The following is a 19,993-nucleotide window of genomic DNA, read 5'->3' as shown; positions in this document are numbered from 1 at the left end:
CTTCAACGCGAGCGTTTGGCGTGGAGGCCGGGTACCCATCCCGGCCTTTGTGTTATGTGGTGGTACGGGGATCAGCGCGGTGTCCGCACCATGCGTTCCAGCAACCGCTCCACCAGGCCCTGTGGGTCGCTGGTGCGTCCTACGTGGGTAACCGAGGTCTGCACCACCGAACTGCGTTTTGCGGTTAGGAAATGGAAGCGTGCACGTGCCGGCAGCCGAGCGATGGGGCCGGCATCGGCGCGGCCTTCGCAGATCGCCACTATCGCATCCAGCCACGGCAGCAATTCTTCCTGGTCGAGCTGCGGCGCGAATGCCCGCAGGCGTTCGACGTCGATCTCGATGGCCGCCTGCAGATGGCCGGCGGCGGGGCAGGAGACGATGACTCCGACGTTGATGAACTCCTCGCGTTCCACCCGCGGTACCACGCGGATGATCGCGTAGTCATACGTGTGCAGCGTTGGCATCGATGGCCTCCTGGACAAAGGCCTGACGCAGCTGCAGGCGGCGCTTGAGGTAGTCGGCGTAGGCCTGACGATAGGCCGCAGGGCTGTCGAAGAACGACTCGTTGTGCAGCCAGCTTTCCGGAATCTGTTCCACCACCGCATCGATCACCGCATCGCTCAGCCGCGGTGCCATCGCTGCGTCGGCCTCGGCGATGCGGCTGGCAAACGGCAGCAGCACGTGGTCGCGGATCAGCTTGAATGGTTTGCCGCAGGCTTCGCCAGCGTTCTCCCAGTCATGATGGAAGTACAGTGCTGCGCCATGGTCGATCAGGTACAGCTTGCGGTGCCACACCATGAGGTTGGGGTTGCGCGCGGTACGGTCGACATTGCTGGTGAAAGCGTCGAACCAGACGATGCGCGAAGCCAATTCGGCATCGGGTTGCATCGCTGCCGGGTCGTAGTTGATGGCGCCGGGCAGGTAGTCGCTGCCCAGGTTGGTGCCTTCGCTGGCGCGGATCAATTCCTGGATTTCCGGGTCCGGTTCGGTGCGCGCGAACTCGCGGTCCAGCTCGACCAGCACGATGTCGGGCATCGGCAGTTCCAATGCCTGGGCGAGGCGGCCGACCACCAGTTCGGCGATCAGCGCCTTCGGCCCCTGGCCGGCGCCACGGAACTTGATGACGTACATGCCGTCGTCATCGGCTTCGATCACCGCCGGCAGCGAACCACCTTCGCGCAGCGGTGTGATGTAGCGGGTTGCGTGTACGGTTCTCAAGATCGGTGCGCCGGTACGGTCCGGGCACAAGCCTAACGCAAAGTGTGGCCCTGGCAGCGTCTGCTGGCCGTGCCAGCAGCGAGGATTTTTCACGTGGCCGTGCGGCGGGTGCGTGTTACTTGTTGCCTGTCTTGGCGCGGCGGGCGCGGGTGGGCTGCCGCAGCTCCTTTCCTGTTGATTTGGTGATCAGTCGGAACTCGCTTCATGGCAGAACAACTGCTTTCCAGCTATGGCAAAGCCTTCCGCGATTCGGCAGTGGCCATCGCCGTGATCGACAGCGTCAGCCTGGACATCGTCTTCTCCAACAAGGCGTTCCTGCGTTTCTTCAAGGATGTTCAGGCCATCAACGGCAAGAATCTGTTCGGGTTGGTGCCGAACACCTTGCAAGCCCTGCGCGACTGCGTCCTGGCCGATGCACTGGTGGCCTGCGACTGGCCTGCCGGCAATGCGCGTTTCGAGTTCTCGGCCATCGATCCGCCAGGCGCTGAGAGCTCGCGGGTACAGTGCGTGGTGTTGCCGTTGTCGGCAGCGGCCATGGCCGGGACAGCGCCGGCCATGGCCGAAGCGGTCAACGAAAGCTACCGGCGTGTGCTTGATCACCTGCCGCACAACACATGGCTGTGTACGGCCAAGGCCGAGTTGTTCTGGACCAATCGCACCTCCAACCTGTTCACCTACGGCGAAGCGGAGTTCTACGATCCCGGCAATACGCGGCACCTTGCCAAGGTTCATCCGGATGACCTGACCGGGGCCTGCGTGGCGATGTCACAGGCCATGGCTGCCGGACACATGCCGCAGCCGTGTCGTTATCGGTTGCGTGACCACAACGGCGACTATCACTGGTTCCAGTTCTCGGTCGCTCCGGTGCTCGATGAGAGCGGCGCGGCCGGCTACTGGGTGGGCACCAGCGTCAACATCCAGGCCTTCTACGATGCCGAGCAACAGGCCTTGGCGCGTATTGCCGAACTGGAAACTCGTTGTGCTTCCAGCGAAAGCCGCCTGTTGGAGTCGCAGCGGGTTGCCGCCCAGCAGCACAAGATGGAACTGGTTGCACACCTGGCCGGAGGCGTGGCCCACGACCTGAACAACCTGCTGCACGTCATGGGCATCAATGTCGAGATGATGCAGCCCCACGCGCAGCACGGTGCGATGCACCAGCACATACAGATACTGGAGGGCTGCCTGAAGAAGGCCGGGCGGCTTTCCACCCAGTTGGCTGGATTCAGTGGCCGGATGCCGCAGAACGCTGTTGCGCTGGACCCGGCACAACTGGTCATCGGCGTACAGGAGTTGCTGTCCAAGGCGGTTGGCGCGGAGGTCGATTTCTGCATCGACCTGGGCGCGGACCTGCACCCGGTGCTGGCCGACAAGTCGTATCTGGAGAATGCGCTGATCAACCTGGCCATCAACGCGCGCGATGCGGTGGATAGGCGGGGCGTGGTCCGGTTGACCGTGGAGAATCGTGTTGCGTGTTGCCCCGGCGGCATTGCTGGCGACTATGTGATGTTCAGCGTGGAGGACAACGGCGCCGGCATTCCCCCCGAGTTGCAGAGCCGGATCTTCGAGCCCTTCTTCAGCACCAAACCGGCCGGCAAGGGCACCGGGCTTGGGCTGCCGATGGTCAGGATTTTCGTGGAGAGCTCGGGTGGCTTCGTGGAAGCCCATTCGGAGCTTGGGCAGGGCACGCGGATGTCGCTGTATCTGCCGCGCTGCGAGGCTGTGCAGGAGTTGGCGCCTGACCCGAGTGCGCCGCTGCAACCCGGCGTGGGCAAGGTGCTGCTGGTGGAGGACGACGAATCCGTGCGCGAAGCGATGGACAGCATCCTGACCCAGCTCGGCTACAGCACCATGACGTCGTTCAATGTCGATCATGCGGTGATGCTGATGGACAACGGCGTGCGCCCGGACCTGATCATTTCCGACATCCGCATGCCCGGCAAGTTGACCATCAACGATCTGATCGACGTGGTGGAAGCGCGGGTGCACGTGCCCATTATTTTCGCTACCGGCTACAGCGCCGATGTGGCGGTTACCGAAGGGCTGATCCAGGACCGCTACCCGGTGCTATTCAAGCCGTTTTCGGCCTGCGAGATATCGGCCAGGATCGGCGCGGTGCTGGCGCGCGGGGCCGCCGGCGATGGCTCGCTGGCGGCATGAGTGCCGTGTGCGACCTGCGGCTCAGGCGGTGGCGTTGAAGGCGTCGTGGTACTGCACGCTGGCCTGCGGCACGTCGCCGCCGAACGGCAGTGCCTGGAAATACTCGGCAGGGACGCCGGGCAGTTCGAGCCCCGGATACACCCTGAAGCCGAAGCGCGCGTAATAGGCCGGCTCGCCGAGCAGCACGCAGCCGGCGCTGCCCATCGCCTGCAGACGGGCGATCGCCGCTTCCATCAACGCCGAGCCGATGCCTTGGCCTTGCTGATCCGGCCGTACGGAAATCGGTCCGAGGCCATGCCAGCCGGCAGCGCCGTTGGACAGGCGCACCGGTGACACCGCGACGTGCCCGAGCAGTTCGTCGCCGCGCGTGGCGACCAGCGACAGCGTCAGCTGTCCGGCCCTGCGCAATGCGCTGACGATGAATTGTTCGGTATGACTGGAATAGGCCTGCCCGGCGAAAGCGGCCTCGGTGATGCGGCCGATGGCGTCGATGTCGCCGGGTTGCTCGTTGCGGATCAGGAGGTCCATGGAGTGCTGTCTGTGCGGCGATGTGCCGGTGCAGGATAGCGCCTGTCCGTGGTTGGCCGGCCCGTCGCAGGCGCCTTCATGTGATTGGCTCGAGCGCCCCTGCGCGGACCACCCGGTTGCGGCCCTTGTTCTTGGCCTGGTAGACGGCCTGGTCGGCACGCTCCAGCGCGGCGGACAGATCTTTTGGCCCGGCAACCAGGGTGAGGCCGAAACTGGCGGTCAGGGTCTCGTTGATCGGCGAGCAGGGCGTTGTTGCCAGGGTGGTGCGGATGCGTTCGGCGATGGACTGCGCCATGTCGATGTCCTGGCAGCGCAGCAGCAGGACGAATTCCTCGCCGCCGAAGCGCGCCACCACGTCATGTGGCCGCACCATGCCCGACAACAGCGTGCCCATATGGCGCAATACATGGTCGCCGGCGGCGTGTCCCCAGGTGTCGTTGATCCGCTTGAAGTGGTCCACGTCGCAGGCCAGCACGGCCCAGCGTTGCGGGTGTCCGGTTGCCAGCTGCGCGTTGGCGACTTCGAAGAATGCGCGCCGGTTGAGCAGTTGGGTCAGTGGGTCGTGGTTGCGCTCATGCCGCAGTCGTTCCATCAAGCCCTGAACGACGCTGCCCAGCAGCAGGAACACGAACCACAGGTTGAGCAGCAGGTTGATGGCCAGCATCCACAGCCACAGGCCCGAACGCGACAGTTCGCCGCTGCTTGGCACCGGCGAAAAGCCGAGCACCATCATCGGCCGCGCCAGCGAGTAGAGAACCAGCACGACATAGGAGTAGCGCAACACGCGCTCCAGCAGGTTGTCGTCGTGGCGGCTGCGGAACAGACGGGGCAGCGGCAGGGCCAGCAGCAGCGCCATGCCGATGTTCAGGCTCAGCGTGCGCATCGCAAGTGAGTCCTCGGCGCGCGAGAAATGAAACAACGCGGCCAGGACAAGTGCGGTGATCAGCACCGCAGGGCGCACTGGTAGCCGGTCGCCGCTGCGCGCGGCAAAGCCCTGTGCGATGGCCCAGGCACCGCTGCAGTACAGTGCGCCGGTGGCGACGGCCCAACTGGCCATCTGCCGGTCGTTCATCAGGCTTTGCGCGGCGAGGGGAATGCAGGTGAGGATGTAGCCGGCGGCAATCCATAGCAGGTAACGTTGCCTGCGCAGCGAGTTCCAACCCGCCATGAGTGAGAGCCCGAGCAGCAGGGACGTGGCGGGAACGACGAGTGCGAAGTACTGCTCGGCAGTGGCGTTCAAAGAATTCAAGCCACCAGCGTGGCTCAGACAGACAGGGCGTGAAGTATATGGGCAGGTTCGACAGGGGGAATGCGGTACATCTGGCCAGGCGTGCGATGGGGCGCGTGATCGGTATGCCGCGCCGTGTGCTGCTTGGTGGGCTGCCGCTGGCCGTGTTGACCGCGTGCAGTACCGTGCCTGGCCCGGCACCGGATGACGTCGGCGACGTGGTTCGCAGGGATATCGAGCGCCGCATTCCCGGCAAGGTCGACGACCGCAAGGGTTGGGCTGGCGACATCCAGACGGCGCTGGCGACCCAGCGCATCACGCCGAACCCGGAAAACATCTGTGCGGTGCTGGCGGTGATCGAACAGGAGACCGGTTATCGTGCCGACCCGGAAGTTGCCAACCTGCCGCGCATTGCCAGGCGTGAGATCGACCGCCGTGCCTCGGCCAAACGCGTTCCGGCCCTGCTGGTGGATGCCGGGCTCAGGATCAAGGCAGCCGATGGCCGCAGTTATTCGGAAAAACTGGCTGCCGTACGCACCGAGCACGATCTGAGCCGGCTGTATGAGGAAATCATTGATCGTGTGCCGATGGGGCGGCGTCTGTTCGCCGGCCAGAATCCGGTACAGACCGGTGGCGCGATGCAGGTGAGCATTCCGTTCGCACAGGAGCACGCGCAGGGCTATCCGTATCCGGTGCGTGGCAGCATCCGCGAGGAGGTGTTCAGCCGGCGCGGTGGCATCTACTTCGGCACCATGCATCTGCTGGGCTACCAGACGCCGTATACGCGCAAGGTGCACCGCTTCGCCGATTACAACGCTGGCTGGTATGCCAGCCGCAATGCGGCGTTCCAGAATGCGGCAAGCGTGGCCACCGGCGTCACGCTGGCGTTGGATGGCGACCTGCTGGTGCCGGGCGCGCCGTTGGACAAACCCGGCCAGACCGAACGCGCGGTGCGCCAGCTCGGTGGCGAACTGCGCATGGACGATGCCCAGATCCGCCGTGCCCTGGAGCAGGCCGACCAGCTGGACTTCAGCAGCAGTGACATCCACACAAGGGTGTTCGCCATTGCCGAATCACGCTCGGGCACGCCGTTGCCGCGTGCCGTGATTCCCGGCATCCGCCTGGACAGCCCCAAGATCACCCGCGAGTTGACCACCGAGTGGTTCGCCAACCGGGTGGACGAACGTTACCGGCAATGCCTGCAGCGCTAGCCGTCGGCTGTTCTCAGTCGCCGGTCTGCCAGCTGATGAACGCCCAGCGCCGGGTCGGTGCCAAGCCCAACCGGTGCGAGGGTGAGGCGGCATGCCAGTCGCGTATGCGGCCTTCATCGCGCGCATCGAGCGCATCGAACAACCCTGCCGCCTGACGCAGCAGGTCATCGACGTCCTGCGATGAATCGCGCACCGAGACCGGCAGATAGTCGACATGTGGCTCGCGGCCCATGTCCAGCAGCAGGTTGATCGGATAGCGGTGGTCGGGCATGGGTGTCCAGTGCCTTCCCAGCAATGCAGCCAGTTCAGGGACACCGCTGCGTGGTCCGGTTGAGAAGGTGATGCAGGCACGTTGCCGTGCATGGCCGTCAAGTTTGGCCAGCGCGGCCGCCAGGTCCGGCACCATCAGTGAGCGCGAGGCGATGGCGACGTCGCAGTTCGGAATGTCATCCCAATCCTCTTCCCAGGAGCGCTGCCAGCTGTGCACGTTGTGCACGCCTTCAGCGCTGGCCGCAGCTCGCAGGCCGGCGAGCATACCCGCGCTGTAGTCCAGCGCATGCACCTCGGCAACCTGCCTGGCGATCGGCAAGGTCAGCAAGCCTGGCCCGCAGCCGACGTCGAGCACGCTGGCTACGTTGCGCAGGTCAAGGCGGGCCAGGAACGCCTCGGTGTAGTCGTCATGGCGGCGCCGCCAGCTGGACTGCGCCGCGCGTGCATCCCATTCGGTCGCGGGTTTGGCCTGATAACCGCAGGCGGCCAGGTGTTGGCGATAGCGTGCGGCGTGATCTATGGCGGTGGGCAGTGCGGTCATCGGGGTTCCAGGCAGGAGGCGGGAAGGGCGGCGCTGATGCGGGTGACATCCACCCCGTACAGTTGCGACAAGCGCGTGGCCGTGGCGACCTGCGTGGCCGGGCCGACCGCCAGCAGACCACCCTCGGCCATCAGTGCGATGCGGTCTGCAACCTGCAGGGCATGCTGCGGCTGGTGGGTGGAAATGAGGATGCAGATGCCGGTGTCGGCCAGCGCCCTGGCCACATCCAGAATGCGCAGCTGGTTGCCGAAATCGAGGCTGGCGGTGGGTTCGTCCATCACCAGCAGGCGTGGCTGTTGCGCAAGGGCACGGGCTACCAGTACGAGCTGTCGTTCGCCGCCACTGAGTGTCGTTACTGTCCGCGCGGCAAGGCCAGCGATACCCAATTGCTCCAGGCACGCGTGGGCGATGGCCATGTCCTTGCCGGTTGGTGTTGCCAGCAGGCCCAGATGTGCTGCGCGGCCCATGGCCACCAGATCCAGTACCCGGTACGCAAAGGGCATCGGTGCGGCCTGCGGGACATAGCCGATCAGGCGTGCACGCGTGGCGCGGTCGGTCGCATGTAGCGCCGTGCCATGTAGTGCGATCTGGCCACCGAGCGCGGGAAGCAGGCCCAGCAGCGTGCGGAACAGCGTGGTCTTGCCGCAGCCGTTCGGGCCGAGCAGGCACAGGATCTCGCCTTCATGCAGCGCCAGATCAATCGGTTGCCCCAGCGCTTTCCTGTCATGGCCGATGCACAGCGCGCGTGCTTCCAGCAGCGGAGGCGTCCGCGTTGCCATCAGCGTTCGGCTCCGTGGCGGGCCAGCACCAGCAGGAAACACGGCACGCCGACGAAAGCGGTGAGGATGCCGAGCGGCAGTTCGATGGGTGCCAGAGTGCGTGCCAGGGTATCTGCGGCTAGAAGAAAACTCCCTCCCAGCAACAGGCTGGCGGGCAGCAACTGCCGGAAATCGGGGCCCACCAGCAGGCGTGCGATGTGCGGAACCACCAGCCCGACCCAGCCAATGATTCCGGCCAGCGACACGGCCGCTGCGGTGCACAGCGTTGCCGCAGCGATCAACGTCCAGCGCATGGGCGCAACGGCGATGCCCAGCGAGGCTGCTTCCTCGTCACCGAGACTGAGCAGGTTGATGCGCCAGCGCAGCAGTACCAAGGGAAGCAAACCGGCAACCAGCAGCGGGGTGGCAGTCAGCAGATCACTGCCGACGATGGTGTTGAGCCCACCCAGCAGCCAGAAGGTGATGGTGGGCAACTGTGTGTAGGGGTCGGCAAGCAGCTTCAACAAGGAAATGCCTGCCCCCAGCAACGCCGATACCGCCACGCCGGCCAGCACCAGAACCAGTGTTGGCTCGTGGCGGCGTACCAGCGCCGCGACCACGCACACCATGGCCACCGCAATCAGGCCACCAAGAAAGGCGATGCCCTGGACCAGCAGCATCGGCAGCCCGAAGAAGATGGCCAGTGCCGCGCCGAGCCCGGCACCGGCAGAGACGCCAAGAATGTCCGGCGACACCAGCGGGTTGCGGAACATGGCCTGATAGGCCGCGCCGGCGGAGGAAAGTGCGGCGCCGATCAGCACGGCAGCCAGCACGCGTGGGAGCCGGATGTTCCAGAGCGCTGCTTCCACGGCGGCTGGGCTGGGCTGGCCGATGCCGAACAGGCGCCAGCCGGCTACCTTCAACACAGTGGAGGGCGCAATCGGAAACTGCCCGACTGAAAATGCCAGGAGCATCATCGCCAGCAACAGCACCAACATGGCGAGCATCCAAGTCAACTTGCGTCCCGGGCGATACGCGATCATCCGCGCTCCAACTCCCCAGCCAGTGCCGACGGCAGCGGACGACCCCACAGCTGCTGGTAAAGCTGTCCGGTGCTGGCCCGCACCGCCGGCGCGGCCAGTGCCGGATCGGCCGCTGGGTGAAGGCGTGCCAGCAACCAGCTGATACCCAGCAGGCGGTTGATGCCAGGGGGCGCATCGAGCCAGCCGAACGGAAGACTGGGAGCGCAATGCAGTCGCCCACTGCGCACCGCACGCAGGTTTTTCCAACGCGGATCCTGCTTCGCCCGTGCAGCGAAACCTGGGTCCTGGGTGAGGATGACATCCGGGTCCCAGGCCAGCAGTTGTTCGGGCGAGACACGGGCCAGGCCGCCAGCGCCGGCTGCGGCGACGACATTGCGGCCACCGCAGAATTCGATCAGTTCGGTGTTGATCGAACCGGCCAGTCCGCTTTCAAGTCCGTCGCTGCCGCGCCCGTAGTAGACGCTGGGACGTGCGTTGACGGGCACTTTGCGCAGCACGCGTGCGACCAGTGCCAGTTGCGCATCGGCGGCATTGGCGAGCAGCTCGCCACGCGGCTGTACGTCGAGCAGACGAGCGACATGGCGCAGCTGCGCTGGATGCTCGGTGATGCGTCCGGCAACCAGTTCGAAGGGAATCCCGGTCTGCTTCCAGACTTGTTCGGCGGAGGAGCGATAGGTGGCATCGAAATCGCCCGCATCCAGCACCAGATCGGGTTGCAATGCGAGCAGCTTCTCGAGCCCGACAGTACTACCGCGCCCGGCCAAGCGACCAACGAAAGGTAGGCGGGCGAGGATCGGGGGCAACTGCGCCAGCGCAGCGTCGGAGACGCGCATCGGCCAGCCCAGCAGGCGCTCCGGTGCCAGTGCCGCCATCAGCACTGCCGCCGGCGCGCCAGCAGCAAACACCCGACGTGGTGGTGTGCTGGGTGCGCCCAACCGCAGCACACGGCTTGCTGGCAACGCGATCGCACGGCCTGCGGTGGAAGCAAGCAACGGGGCCGCCGCCAGAGCAAGCAACAACGAACGTCGATTCATGTATCCATCACCTCGTTGGTGGAGATCGCATTGGTGGAGCGACAGGCGTGCCACCACGAATCCAGCGCCGCGGCGTCGGCCGGTAGTTCACAGGCGAGCCCTCCGGTGAAGTCGCGCCAGTTCTGCTGGTAGCGCTGATTCACCACGGTGAGCAGCGGAATGCCCGCCAGCATCAAGGCCAGCATCTCGTCGGCCATTCCCCGTCCCTGCGATTCGAGCGTGCCGAAGCGATTGGCGATGGCCAGTTCAGCCTGCTCCTGCAGCGCGCGACGCAGCACGATGCTGGCGTCGGCGATGCCGCCTGGGTCGAGATTGCAGCCACAGGCAGCGGGTCCCAGCGCCTGGCTGATCGGGTAGTGCTTGCCGGGGTCGGTGACGTCCATCAGCACCATGCGCTTGCCATTGGCTGCGGGTGCATGCGGAAGGCTTACCAGTCCGCGGACACGACATCCGCGTGCAAGTTGCCTGGCCGCGAAGGCGGCAAGGATGGCGTCGGGTTCACCATGCTCGTCGTGGACGATGGCGGCGATGGGCGAAACGGAGGTCAACACGTCAGCTGTCATGGACATGCCTAGAAGCTCCAGCTGGCGTTCGCAAACCAGGTGCGCCCGGGCATGGGATAGCCATCGGCCAGCTCGTACCATTTGTCACCGACGTTGCGGACCCCCAGGTCGAAGCCCAGGTCAGCGCGGGGCATCCAGTTCGCTTTCAGGCCCAGCACGCCGAAGCCAGGCAGGGCGCGTACCGGGCGGCTTGTATCCGCATAGCTGACCTTGCGGCCCTGTTCGGCTTCCAGCGTTGCCTGCAGGCGCAGCTCTGGCAGCATCTGCCAGTCCGCGGCCAGAAACAGGCGCTGACGGGGGCTGTCGAGCAACGCGACGTCTGGGTTCTCCAGGTTGGTGCGGCGCAGCCACGTGTAGCTGCCTTCCAGGTTCCAGCGATCACCCAACTGCTGATGCAGGCCCAGTTCAACGCCGACATGGCGCGCGCGGCCGATGTTCTGCGCCTGGTTGCAGGTTGAGCCACCGCATGTGTTCGAGGCCACTACCGCGTTCTGGATCAGGTCGTCGATGCGGCTGTGGAACAGCGAGGCCTGCAGCTGGCTGCCCGCCCACCACTGGCCGCGCAGGCCCAGTTCCAGGTGGTTGGCATGCTCTGGTTTGAGATCCGGATTGGGCAGGGCCGCGCCCATGCGCGCGGAGTAGCGGTCCTTGATGGTCGGGAAGCGGGTGCGGCGTGCGGCGCTTGCGTACCACTGCTGGTCAGGTGCGATCTGCTGCACATACTCCAGCACCGCATTGGTCGCATCGGCGCTGCCGGTGGGCCATTGATAGACACGCCGGGCCTCGCGACGATCATGGCCGATACCCACCCGCAGGTCGGAGGTTGCCGTCAATGCGATGCGATCTTCAAGTGCGACCGAGGTGGTGACGTCACGGTAGTCCTTGGTGGGAGAGCGTGGATTGCGTTCCTCGTGCTCGTCCTGCTTGTAGTGAACGGCCAGTTGCAGTGCATGCCGCTGCAAGCTCGTGTTGGCCAGTGTCAGCGATGCGCCGAGCGTGCGGTCGTCGTAGATGCTCGGGAAGCTGCTGTTCTCCAGCGGCACCGAGTAGCTGCCATCGGTGTAGGCCTCCAGACGATTGCCATAGGTATCCCGATACGCCCGCGTGCGCAGCGTGGTGTTCGCACCCAGCTGGGTGTTGCCGATGAAGTACAGGCTGTCCTTGTCCCAGTAGGGCCAGCGCCAGTAGCGGATGCCGCTGCGTGCCGTGCCCGTGTAGACCGGGTTGCCCTTGCGTCCATCCTGGCGGGCATAACCGAGCGCGTACTCGTCGCCCTCGCGTGGCGTGTAGCCCAGCTTGACCGAGAACCGGCGGTCCTCGCGATCGGCATTCTGGCGAGCGCTGCCGGTATCGGTGGGCGTGCGCTTGTAGTCCTGAAAACCATCGGGCAAGGGGAAGTCGTCGGCCTTCAGCAGCGACCAGCCCAACTGGTAGTACCAGTCGCCGTGGCGCCCGCCGAGGTTGATCGCGGCCTTGCGCTCGCCGCCGTCGGCCATGCCCACGCGCATGTCGCCTTCAAACGGCTGCTGCGGCCGTCGGCTGACCAGGTTGATCGCACCGCCAAGGATGTTCGGGCCGTAGAGCAGCGAGGCACCGCCATTGGCGACCTGGATCTGGGCCAGGTCGAACGTGGTGAAACGGGCGAAGTCCACGTAGCCGTCATAAGGGACGTACAGCGGGATGCCATCCAGGAATACCGGGACCTGACGGGCATCGAAGCCCCGCAGGTACACCATGTCCTCGTTGCGGGAGTTGCGTGCCAGGCTCACCCCCGGCAGTACGTTGACGGCCTCGCCGACGGTGTTGCGGTCCAGTGACTGGATCTGTTCGGCGTCCAGCACGGTTTCGGCGACTACCGGCGATGTGCCGCGCCTGGCATGGACATCGACACTGCCCAGGGTGAACACCGGTGCCTGGGCGGGAGCGCCAGAGGCCTCGGCGGCGATCGATGGGATTGGCAGCAGCAGGGCAGTGAGCGGGACAACGAAACGGCAGGCGCGCATCCAGACGGTCCTCATGTTCGTTATATCCAAGTTGATATAACGGTTGGAATGTGTCGACTTCGTGATCGACGCCAGCATTCTGTGGCTGGCACGCCAGCACGGCCTTGACTGATATCAAGCGCGGGTCACTCGCGTTGCGCCGTACACTTCGGGCAGACCTGTGCGGATGGAAAAGGCATGACCGAGGCTTCGACACCGGTGGAGCTGCAAGGCCATTTATGGATGAGCGTGGCTGGCCAGAGCCTGGGCGGGAAAGGTCGTTTCGCGTTGCTGGCACTGATCGATGCCTGTGGCTCGATCAGCCAGGCCGCGCGGCGCATGGGCATGACGTACAAGAATGCCTGGGACGCGGTGGACGCGATGAACACCGTTGCCGGCGAGCCACTGGTGACCCGCAGCGTGGGCGGCCGCGGTGGCGGTGGGGCGCGGTTGACCGAGCGTGGCCGCAGCCTGATCCGGCACTTCGAGCAGATCGAACGCGAACATCGCGCCTTTCTGCAGGCATTGCAGGCACATCCCGGGCTGGGCGAAGACCTGGCCCTGATCCGGAGAATCAGCATGGTCACCAGCGCGCGCAATCAGTTCCACGGCAGGGTCAGCCAGATCGTGCCCGGAGCCGTCAATGACGAGGTGCAGATCGAGGTCGCACCCGGCGTGCAGGTGGTAGCTACCATCACCCACGGCAGCTTGTCGGAACTTGGTCTTGAAATTGGCGCCCAGGCGTATGCACTGGTCAAGGCGTCGTCGGTGGTATTGGCCAACGAGGTGACGGGCGCGCGCTATTCGGCCCGCAATTGTTTTGCCGGCGACATCAGCCGCATTACCACCGGCGCGGTGAACGATGAAATCGTGGTGGATGTCGGCAACGGCGTCAGCGTCGTGGCCATCATCACCCAGGCCAGTACGTCCGCATTGGAACTGGTCGAAGGCGGGCGGGCGACCGTGCTGTTCAAAGCGTCCAGCGTCATCGTCGGCGTGCCGGAATAAACGCCGCGCTGTGCTCGGCGATGAAGCGCGTCAGCTTCTGGGCGGGTGCCTGGACAGGGCGCGCGCGCCGGTGATGATCATGCGGATCATCTGCGACATCTGTTCGATCAACTCGGGGTCTTTCTCTTCCGGCAGGTCCATCGCGCTGCCGCCCATGGCGAAGACCAGGCGGGTGATGGCCTTTGCCGCGAGCGCCGGCTCGTACAGGGTGGCGCCGTCCAGTGCGGCCAGCCGCACCAGGTCGCCCTTCAGTTCTTCTTCGAAGTAACCCAGCTCGCGGTCCACTGCCTGCTTGAACGCATCCGAGCCGGCGGTGCCTTCGCGCAGCAGCACGTGCATCAGCCGGTCATCGGCGCGCAGCTGCTCCATGAACGTTTCCACGGACAGACGGATCACGCCCCGATTGTTGTCGGCTGCGCGCAGGCGTGCCTGGCCGATGATGGTGCGCAGCGACCGCCCGGCCAGATCGATCAGCGCTACCGTCAGTTCATCCATGTCGCGGAACTGGCGATAGAACGAATTGGGGGCGATGCCCGCCTCGCGGGCCACTTCGCGCAGGCTCAGCGTGGAGACGCTGCGGTGTGGGCCGATCAGGGCGAGGGCGGCGGCCAGCAGGTCGTCACGCGAGATCGAAGCCTTGCGCGCGGGGTGCAGGTCGTCTGGTGCGGAAGCGGGCTGGTCGCGGGTGCTCATCACGGCTCGGGGAGTTGGATCGATGAATCATAGCCTGTGTTGCGTATATACGACTGTATACACAGCTGTATGCTCGCCCGTATAGTTGCGTCCCATGAGTACCGCTTACCGCAATGCCACGCCGCCGCCGATTCCGTGGTTGAGTGAAGGCTTCTTCGATTTCTGGTCCACCCGCGTACATCCGCTGTGGACGCTGCGTCGGCCGTTGGCGCGGCTGGTCGCCCGAACCCGGGCCAGTGCCGACGCATTCACCCTGGAATTGCAGCCAAATCGCCACTTTGGCGGCTTGGCCGCGGGCCAGCACGTGAACCTTGGCGTGGAGGTGGAAGGCCGCCTGACCACCCGCAGCTACAGCCCGACGGCGCTGCCCAATGGGCGCCTGGCGATCACCGTCAAGGCCATTGCCGGTGGCAAGGTCAGCAATCACCTCGCGCATCAGGCCCGCATCGGCGAGGTGTTCGCGCTGGGGCAGGCCTTCGGCGAGATGGTGCTGCCGGCGCAACCGGCGCAGCGCCTGCTGCTGTTGGCGGCCGGCAGTGGCGTCACGCCGATGCGCGCGCTGCTGCGCGAGCTGGCCGGGCAGGGCATGCCGGTGAAGGTGGACCTGTTGTACTGGGCGCGCCACCGGCTGGAGCTGTGCTTCGTGGACGAACTGCAGGCACTGGCTGATCACCATCCAGCGTTTGGTCTGCAGCTGCTGACCACACGCGACCCGGCACAACCGGCGGCGCGGGTGGATGCACACGAGTTTTCCGATGTCGCCCTGCTTGAAACGGCGCGCGTACTTGCCTGTGGCCCGGCCGGCTTTGTGCAGGCGGCACAGCAGCGTCTGCAAGGGCAGGTGGCCAGCTTCCAGAGCGAGGCCTTCAGCCCGCCGCAGCTGCACGCGCAGGAACAAGGCAGCGTGCAGGTGCAACTGCTCAACAGCGGTCGCACGCTCATCGTGCCGCGCGGCGCCGCATTGCTGCCGGCGCTCGAAGCCGAAGGCATTCAGCCGGCCAGCGGTTGCCGCATGGGCATCTGCAATACCTGCGTCTGCGGCAAGGTCTCCGGCGTTACCCGGCATACGCTCACCGGCGACTACGCCGATGAGCCTTCCACCCTGCTCAAACTGTGCGTCAACAGCGCCAGTACCGATCTCGTCCTGGAGCTGTAAGCAATGTCTTCCTCGAACAACCGCACCCTGTCGGCGGCGCAGTTGCAGGCCTTTGGTGATGAACTTGACGCGGTGCGCGCCAAACACCAGGCCACGCTGGGCGCCAGTGATGCGCGCTACATCCGCAGGGTTGTCGCGGCGGTGCGCTGGACCGGTGTTGCCGGCCGTGCGCTGCTGTTCCTGGGTGCGTTCGTGCACAGCGTGCTGGTGCCGGCGTGGATTGCCGGCGTGGTGCTGCTGGGCCTGTCCAAGATCCTGGAGAACATGGAACTGGCACACAACGTCATCCATGGACAGTACGACTGGATGGGCGACCCGTCGCTGCAGGGCAAGAATTACGAATGGGACATCGCTGGCACCGCTGAAAGCTGGCGCAAGACCCACAACTTCCGTCACCACACCTACACCAATGTGCGCGGCCTGGACGATGACATCGGCTACGGCCTGCTGCGGATCTTCCCGGAGCAGCGCTGGCAGCCGTTCTTCCTGTTGCAGCCGCTGGTGGCGGTGGTGTTCGCCCTGCTGTTCGAATGGGGCATCGCAATACAGGATCTGCGCGTGGGCCGCCTGCTCAACGGCAAGGTGACGCTGCGGCAGCTGTGGCGTCAGGCCAAGCCGGTACGACGCAAGGCGCTCAAGCAGGTGTTGAAGGATTACGTGCTGTTTCCCGCGCTTGCAGGCCCGTTCTTCCTGCCGGTGCTGCTGGGCAACGTGGCTGCCAATGTCATCCGCAATGTGTGGACCTACGTGGTGATCTTCTGTGGCCATTTCACCGCCGATGCCGAAACCTTCCCCAAGGACTGCATCCGCAATGAAAGCCGTGGACATTGGTACCTGCGCCAGTTGCGCGGTTCGTCCAACATCACCGGTGGCAAGTGGATGGACGTGATGACCGGCAACCTCAGCCACCAGATCGAACATCACTTCTACCCGGACATTCCAGCCAACCGCTATGCGGCGATGGCGGTGGACGTGAAGCAGATCTGCGCGCGCTACGGCCAGCACTACAACACCGGTTCGTTGCCGCGCCAGTTTGGCCAGGTGGCATGGCGCATCCTGCGCCATGCGTTCCCGAGCAAACCTGCGCCGGAGCGTCCGCTGGTTGCGGCCGAACCGGGTTGAGTGTGGTGGGGCCGTGACGCTACGGTTCCTTGCCTTGAATCGTTCCTGGCGCAGGATCTGGTTTCATGGTTCCTGCGCGTCATTTCCGCCGGGGCGGGAAGGACGGCCAGGCGAAGCAACAAAGGTCACCCCACAGCCCGTCGGCCCGGGATCAGCCATCGGGCTCGGCCATCCCGTTCCGCGCCAAGGCCTGAATCTGCGGCAGCACGTGGTGCCTGTATACCTCTTCGGCCTGTTGCGCGTCGAAATCAGCATGCCTGCGCTTCCTGACGCCATGATTGGAAAGCGTGACATGCAGGGTTGCTTCGGTGTTTACCTTCGCCAGGCATGCCTTCACGCAATGCAGGATGCAGCCGTCCAGCGCAATGATTGGCCGGCCGGAGGTGGCCGTACGCACCAGTGCATGCACGTTGCCGCCCACGCCTGCGATGCATGACATCTCCGCCACGCCTTGCCGGTCCAGCCACAGCGCCATCTGATTGGCCATCTGCGCCGCACTGGAGCAGCCCGAACACGAGTACACCAGCGGCTTTGATGGTTTCATGGTGATGACCCTCAGCGGAGACGGTGCGTGGCCGCGTTTGCGACGGCGCATGTGGCCGGCGCGCGTGTGCCTCTGAAGGCACTGCGGCCACAACGCATCCTATTGCCGGCCGGCGGGTCTTCCCTGACGCAGGTCAAGCGCGGAGCACATCGCTTCGGCGAACGGCCGCCTAATGGCTGGCTGGCGATGGACTGTGCCGGGCTTGATGCAAGTCAAGACTCCGCAGGTGGCCGCTCCCCACAATGGCCGCTCGATGACAGGGGAGCTGTTGATGAAGCCTTCCATCCGGCCGATGGAAATCCGCAGGCATGGGCGCGCGATTCGGCGTTGCCGTGGCACACGGCAGGCACTCCATTCCGTCGCCTCCGCTGCCCTGTGTCGGAGCGATCATGGCCTTTCATGATCTTCGCCAGTTCCTGCAGCACCTGGATGCGCGCGGTGACTTGTGCCGGATGGATGCCGCAGTCGCGCCGCAACTGGAAAGCACGTCGCTGAGCCTGCGCGCGTTGCGTGCCGGCGGGCCGGCATTGCTGATGAACAACACCGGTTCGGAACATCCGCTGCTGGGCAACCTGTTCGGGCATCCGCGGCGGATCGAGATGGCGCTCGATGGCCGGCCACTGGCATCGTTGCGTGAACTGGGTGAGCTGCTTGCGGCGGTCAAGGAGCCGCGTTGGCCCGCCAATCTGCGCGATGCATTGTCGCAATGGCCGGAATGGGGACAGTTGCTGCACGTGGCCCCCCGACGGGTACATCAGGCCGAGGTCAATGCGCACGTGCTCGAAGGGGAAGCGGTCGACCTGGCTGCCTTGCCCATCCAACGATGCTGGCCGGAGGATGTTGACCGCCTGATCACCTTCGGTTTGGTGGTTACACGCGGCGTGCATCAGGCAAGGCAGAACGTGGCCATCTATCGGCAGCAGGTGATCGGCCGCAACAGGGTGATCATGCGCTGGTTGCCCCATCGTGGCGGCGCGCTGGATTTCGCCGGTTGGCAGGCCGCCCACCCGGGCAAGCCATTTCCAGTCGTGGTGGCCATCGGCGCGGACCCCGCCACTCTGCTGGCGGCGGTGGCGCCAGTACCCGATACGCTTTCCGAATACGAGTTCGCCGGGCTGCTGCGTGGCGCACGATCGCGCGTGTGGCGAAGCGAACTGACCGGGCTGGATGTGCCGGCCGGTGCGGAGATCGTGCTGGAAGGATTCATCCATCCCGGCGATACCGCACTGGAAGGGCCGTTTGGTGACCACACCGGCTATTACAACGGGCAGGGGCAATTCCCTGTGCTCACCATCGAATGCATGCGGCTGCGTGCCGGTGCGATCTATCACGGCAGTTACATGGGGCGCGCACCCTTCGATGAGCCGTCGGTGCTGGCGCGTGCGCTCAACGATGTATTCGTGCCGATTCTGCGCAAGGTGTTTCCGGAGATCATCGATTTCTTCCTGCCGCCGGAAGCCTGCTCCTATCGCGTGGCGGTGGTGAGCATCCGCAAGCAGTACGCCGGCCATGCGCGACGGATCATGATGGGCATCTGGTCGTACCTGCGGCAGTTCACGTACACCAAGTTCGTCATCGTCACCGATGAGGATATCGACGTGCGTGACTGGTCACAGGTGGTCTGGGCGATCTCCACCCGCGTGGATCCGGCGCGCGACAGCATGCTGGTGGAGAACACGCCCATCGATTATCTGGATTTCGCTTCGCCCGTCCCCGGTCTGGGCTCCAAGCTCGGGCTGGACGCCACGCGCAAATGGCCGGGGGAAAGCAGTCGCGAGTGGGGCCGCCCCATCACTCTTGATCGGCGGGTGGAGCAACGGGTGGATGTGCTCTGGGAGGCGATCAGTCGCGCGCATGCGCAAGCGGATGACGACCCGTGAGCATCGATGGCAGATGTCCTGGTCAATCACCCTGCTTCGTAGTGGAGAAAACAGATGCAACTGGTATGTCCGGCAGGCAACCTGCCAGCCCTGCACGCGGCGATCGACGCCGGTGCCGATGCGGTCTATGTGGGATTCCGAGATCAGACCAACGCGCGCGCCTTTCCTGGCCTGAACTTTGACATGCAGGAGCTGCGCGATGGAATTGCCTATGCACATGCGCGCAGTCGCAAGATCTATCTGGCACTGAATACCTATCCGGACAGCGCACGGCTGGACGCGTGGTTCCGTGCGGTCGATCAGGCGGCCGAACTGGGCGCCGACGCCATCATCGCGGCGGAGATGGCGGTGCTGGACCATGCGTGCAGGCATCATCCCGACATGGCCCGCCATCTTTCGGTACAGGGTTCCGCCACCACGGCGGCAGCGTTGCGGTACGCACATGAACGTTTCGGGATTTCCCGCGCGGTATTGCCGCGGGTGTTGTCGCTGCAGCAGGTACAGCGCCTCTGCCAGACCTCGCCGGTGCCGCTGGAGGTGTTCGCTTTCGGCAGCCTGTGCATCATGGTTGAAGGACGTTGTCATCTTTCCAGCTATGTCACCGGCAAGTCACCCAATCGGCACGGCGTGTGTTCCCCTGCCAGCTTCGTACGCTGGGAGGAGCTGGCAGACAACAGTCGCAACGTACGTTTGAACGGCGTTCTGATTGATCGGTTCAGTCCAGATGAACCTGCGGGGTATCCCACCGTCTGCAAGGGGCGTTATCGCGTTGGCGAAGAGGTCTTCCATGCGCTGGAGGAGCCCACCAGCCTCAACACCCTGGAACTTCTGCCGCAACTGGCGCAGGCCGGCGTGGTTGCGCTGAAGGTCGAGGGGCGTCAGCGCGGTGTCGCCTATGTGCGAACTGTCGCTGGCGTGTGGCGACAGGCCATCGACGAGTACGCACGCAGCGCCCAGCAGTGGCGCCTTCGCGAAAACTGGAACAACGCGCTGGCAGCCCACGCCGAAGGGCAGCAGACCACTCTGGGGCCTTATCACCGTGCCTGGCATTGACACC

19 protein-coding genes are annotated in these 19,993 nt (G+C 65.0%); 7 read left to right on the top strand and 12 right to left on the bottom strand.

Annotated features, from left to right (window positions below; genetic code table 11):
• Positions 1-71 precede the first annotated feature (71 nt).
• Together LR961_RS10960 and LR961_RS10955 are read right to left on the bottom strand one after the other, a co-directional pair.
• Complete coding sequence (locus tag LR961_RS10960) at positions 72-464, bottom strand: DUF3037 domain-containing protein (RefSeq protein ID WP_232148966.1); 393 nt, start codon at positions 462-464, stop codon at positions 72-74.
• Complete coding sequence (locus LR961_RS10955; RefSeq protein ID WP_232148965.1) at positions 442-1,218, bottom strand: HipA family kinase; 777 nt, start codon at positions 1,216-1,218, stop codon at positions 442-444. The genes LR961_RS10960 and LR961_RS10955 overlap by 23 nt, the downstream gene beginning before the upstream one ends.
• A gap of 204 nt (positions 1,219-1,422) precedes the next feature.
• On the opposite strand from LR961_RS10955, the gene LR961_RS10950 reads away from it, so the two are divergent.
• Entirely contained in the window at positions 1,423-3,375 is a 1,953-nt protein-coding gene (locus LR961_RS10950) for a PAS domain-containing hybrid sensor histidine kinase/response regulator (RefSeq protein ID WP_232148963.1), read from the top strand.
• 21 nt (positions 3,376-3,396) lie between these two features.
• Here LR961_RS10950 and LR961_RS10945 read toward each other — a convergent pair whose 3' ends face one another.
• Together LR961_RS10945 and LR961_RS10940 are read right to left on the bottom strand one after the other, a co-directional pair.
• Entirely contained in the window at positions 3,397-3,903 is a 507-nt protein-coding gene (locus tag LR961_RS10945; RefSeq protein WP_232148962.1) for an N-acetyltransferase, read from the bottom strand.
• Positions 3,904-3,979: 76 nt separating this feature from the next.
• A complete protein-coding gene (locus LR961_RS10940; protein WP_232148961.1) occupies positions 3,980-5,152 on the bottom strand; it encodes a GGDEF domain-containing protein in 1,173 nt (390 codons plus the stop codon).
• 86 nt (positions 5,153-5,238) lie between these two features.
• Between LR961_RS10940 and LR961_RS10935 the strand changes: the two genes are divergently transcribed.
• A complete protein-coding gene (locus LR961_RS10935) occupies positions 5,239-6,342 on the top strand; it encodes a DUF1615 domain-containing protein (protein WP_232148960.1) in 1,104 nt (367 codons plus the stop codon).
• A 13-nt stretch (positions 6,343-6,355) separates the two neighbouring features.
• On the opposite strand, the gene LR961_RS10930 is transcribed toward LR961_RS10935, so the two are convergent.
• The 6 genes from LR961_RS10930 to LR961_RS10905 are packed head-to-tail and all read right to left on the bottom strand — an operon-like array spanning position 6,356 to position 12,569.
• Positions 6,356-7,153: a class I SAM-dependent methyltransferase gene (locus tag LR961_RS10930; protein ID WP_232148959.1), complete on the bottom strand. Its 798-nt coding sequence runs from the start codon at positions 7,151-7,153 to the stop codon at positions 6,356-6,358.
• Positions 7,150-7,932 carry an ABC transporter ATP-binding protein gene (locus tag LR961_RS10925; RefSeq protein WP_232148957.1) on the bottom strand — a complete coding sequence of 261 codons (783 nt, stop codon included), beginning with the start codon at positions 7,930-7,932 and terminating at the stop codon, positions 7,150-7,152. The genes LR961_RS10930 and LR961_RS10925 overlap by 4 nt, the downstream gene beginning before the upstream one ends.
• The gene (locus LR961_RS10920) at positions 7,932-8,909 is read right to left on the bottom strand and encodes an iron ABC transporter permease (RefSeq protein WP_232148956.1); all 978 of its coding nucleotides are present in this window, start codon (positions 8,907-8,909) and stop codon (positions 7,932-7,934) included. Before LR961_RS10920 ends, LR961_RS10925 begins: the two co-directional genes overlap by 1 nt.
• Before the next feature lie 41 nt (positions 8,910-8,950).
• Entirely contained in the window at positions 8,951-9,988 is a 1,038-nt protein-coding gene (locus LR961_RS10915) for an ABC transporter substrate-binding protein (RefSeq protein ID WP_232148955.1), read from the bottom strand.
• Positions 9,985-10,557 carry a DUF2478 domain-containing protein gene (locus tag LR961_RS10910; RefSeq protein WP_232148954.1) on the bottom strand — a complete coding sequence of 191 codons (573 nt, stop codon included), beginning with the start codon at positions 10,555-10,557 and terminating at the stop codon, positions 9,985-9,987. The genes LR961_RS10915 and LR961_RS10910 overlap by 4 nt, the downstream gene beginning before the upstream one ends.
• A gap of 2 nt (positions 10,558-10,559) precedes the next feature.
• Positions 10,560-12,569: a TonB-dependent receptor gene (locus LR961_RS10905; RefSeq protein ID WP_232148953.1), complete on the bottom strand. Its 2,010-nt coding sequence runs from the start codon at positions 12,567-12,569 to the stop codon at positions 10,560-10,562.
• A gap of 162 nt (positions 12,570-12,731) precedes the next feature.
• On the opposite strand from LR961_RS10905, the gene LR961_RS10900 reads away from it, so the two are divergent.
• Positions 12,732-13,541, top strand: coding sequence for a TOBE domain-containing protein (locus LR961_RS10900; protein WP_232148952.1), 810 nt, complete (start codon positions 12,732-12,734; stop codon positions 13,539-13,541).
• A 30-nt stretch (positions 13,542-13,571) separates the two neighbouring features.
• Here the strand turns inward: LR961_RS10900 and fabR are convergent, their stop codons facing one another.
• The gene (fabR, locus tag LR961_RS10895) at positions 13,572-14,234 is read right to left on the bottom strand and encodes an HTH-type transcriptional repressor FabR (RefSeq protein ID WP_232148951.1); all 663 of its coding nucleotides are present in this window, start codon (positions 14,232-14,234) and stop codon (positions 13,572-13,574) included.
• 94 nt (positions 14,235-14,328) lie between these two features.
• Here fabR and LR961_RS10890 point away from each other — a divergent pair, with 94 nt between their 5' ends.
• Together LR961_RS10890 and LR961_RS10885 are read left to right on the top strand one after the other, a co-directional pair.
• On the top strand, positions 14,329-15,390 hold the full coding sequence (locus tag LR961_RS10890) for a ferredoxin reductase (RefSeq protein ID WP_232148950.1): 1,062 nt from the start codon (positions 14,329-14,331) through the stop codon (positions 15,388-15,390).
• Positions 15,391-15,393: 3 nt separating this feature from the next.
• On the top strand, positions 15,394-16,512 hold the full coding sequence (locus tag LR961_RS10885) for an acyl-CoA desaturase (RefSeq protein ID WP_232148949.1): 1,119 nt from the start codon (positions 15,394-15,396) through the stop codon (positions 16,510-16,512).
• Positions 16,513-16,663: 151 nt separating this feature from the next.
• Here the strand turns inward: LR961_RS10885 and LR961_RS10880 are convergent, their stop codons facing one another.
• Entirely contained in the window at positions 16,664-17,056 is a 393-nt protein-coding gene (locus tag LR961_RS10880; RefSeq protein ID WP_232149327.1) for a putative zinc-binding protein, read from the bottom strand.
• A gap of 389 nt (positions 17,057-17,445) precedes the next feature.
• Here LR961_RS10880 and LR961_RS10875 point away from each other — a divergent pair, with 389 nt between their 5' ends.
• The gene (locus tag LR961_RS10875; RefSeq protein ID WP_232148948.1) at positions 17,446-18,936 is read left to right on the top strand and encodes a UbiD family decarboxylase; all 1,491 of its coding nucleotides are present in this window, start codon (positions 17,446-17,448) and stop codon (positions 18,934-18,936) included.
• A gap of 54 nt (positions 18,937-18,990) precedes the next feature.
• Complete coding sequence (locus LR961_RS10870) at positions 18,991-19,989, top strand: peptidase U32 family protein (protein ID WP_232148947.1); 999 nt, start codon at positions 18,991-18,993, stop codon at positions 19,987-19,989.
• Positions 19,990-19,993: the final 4 nt, after the last annotated feature.

Origin of the sequence: Stenotrophomonas sp. SY1 (genome assembly GCF_021202945.1) — a bacterium.
Classification (GTDB): domain Bacteria; phylum Pseudomonadota; class Gammaproteobacteria; order Xanthomonadales; family Xanthomonadaceae; genus Stenotrophomonas.
The sequence above is the reverse complement of the archived record's forward strand: the minus strand, read 5'-3'. Positions and strand labels throughout refer to the sequence as shown.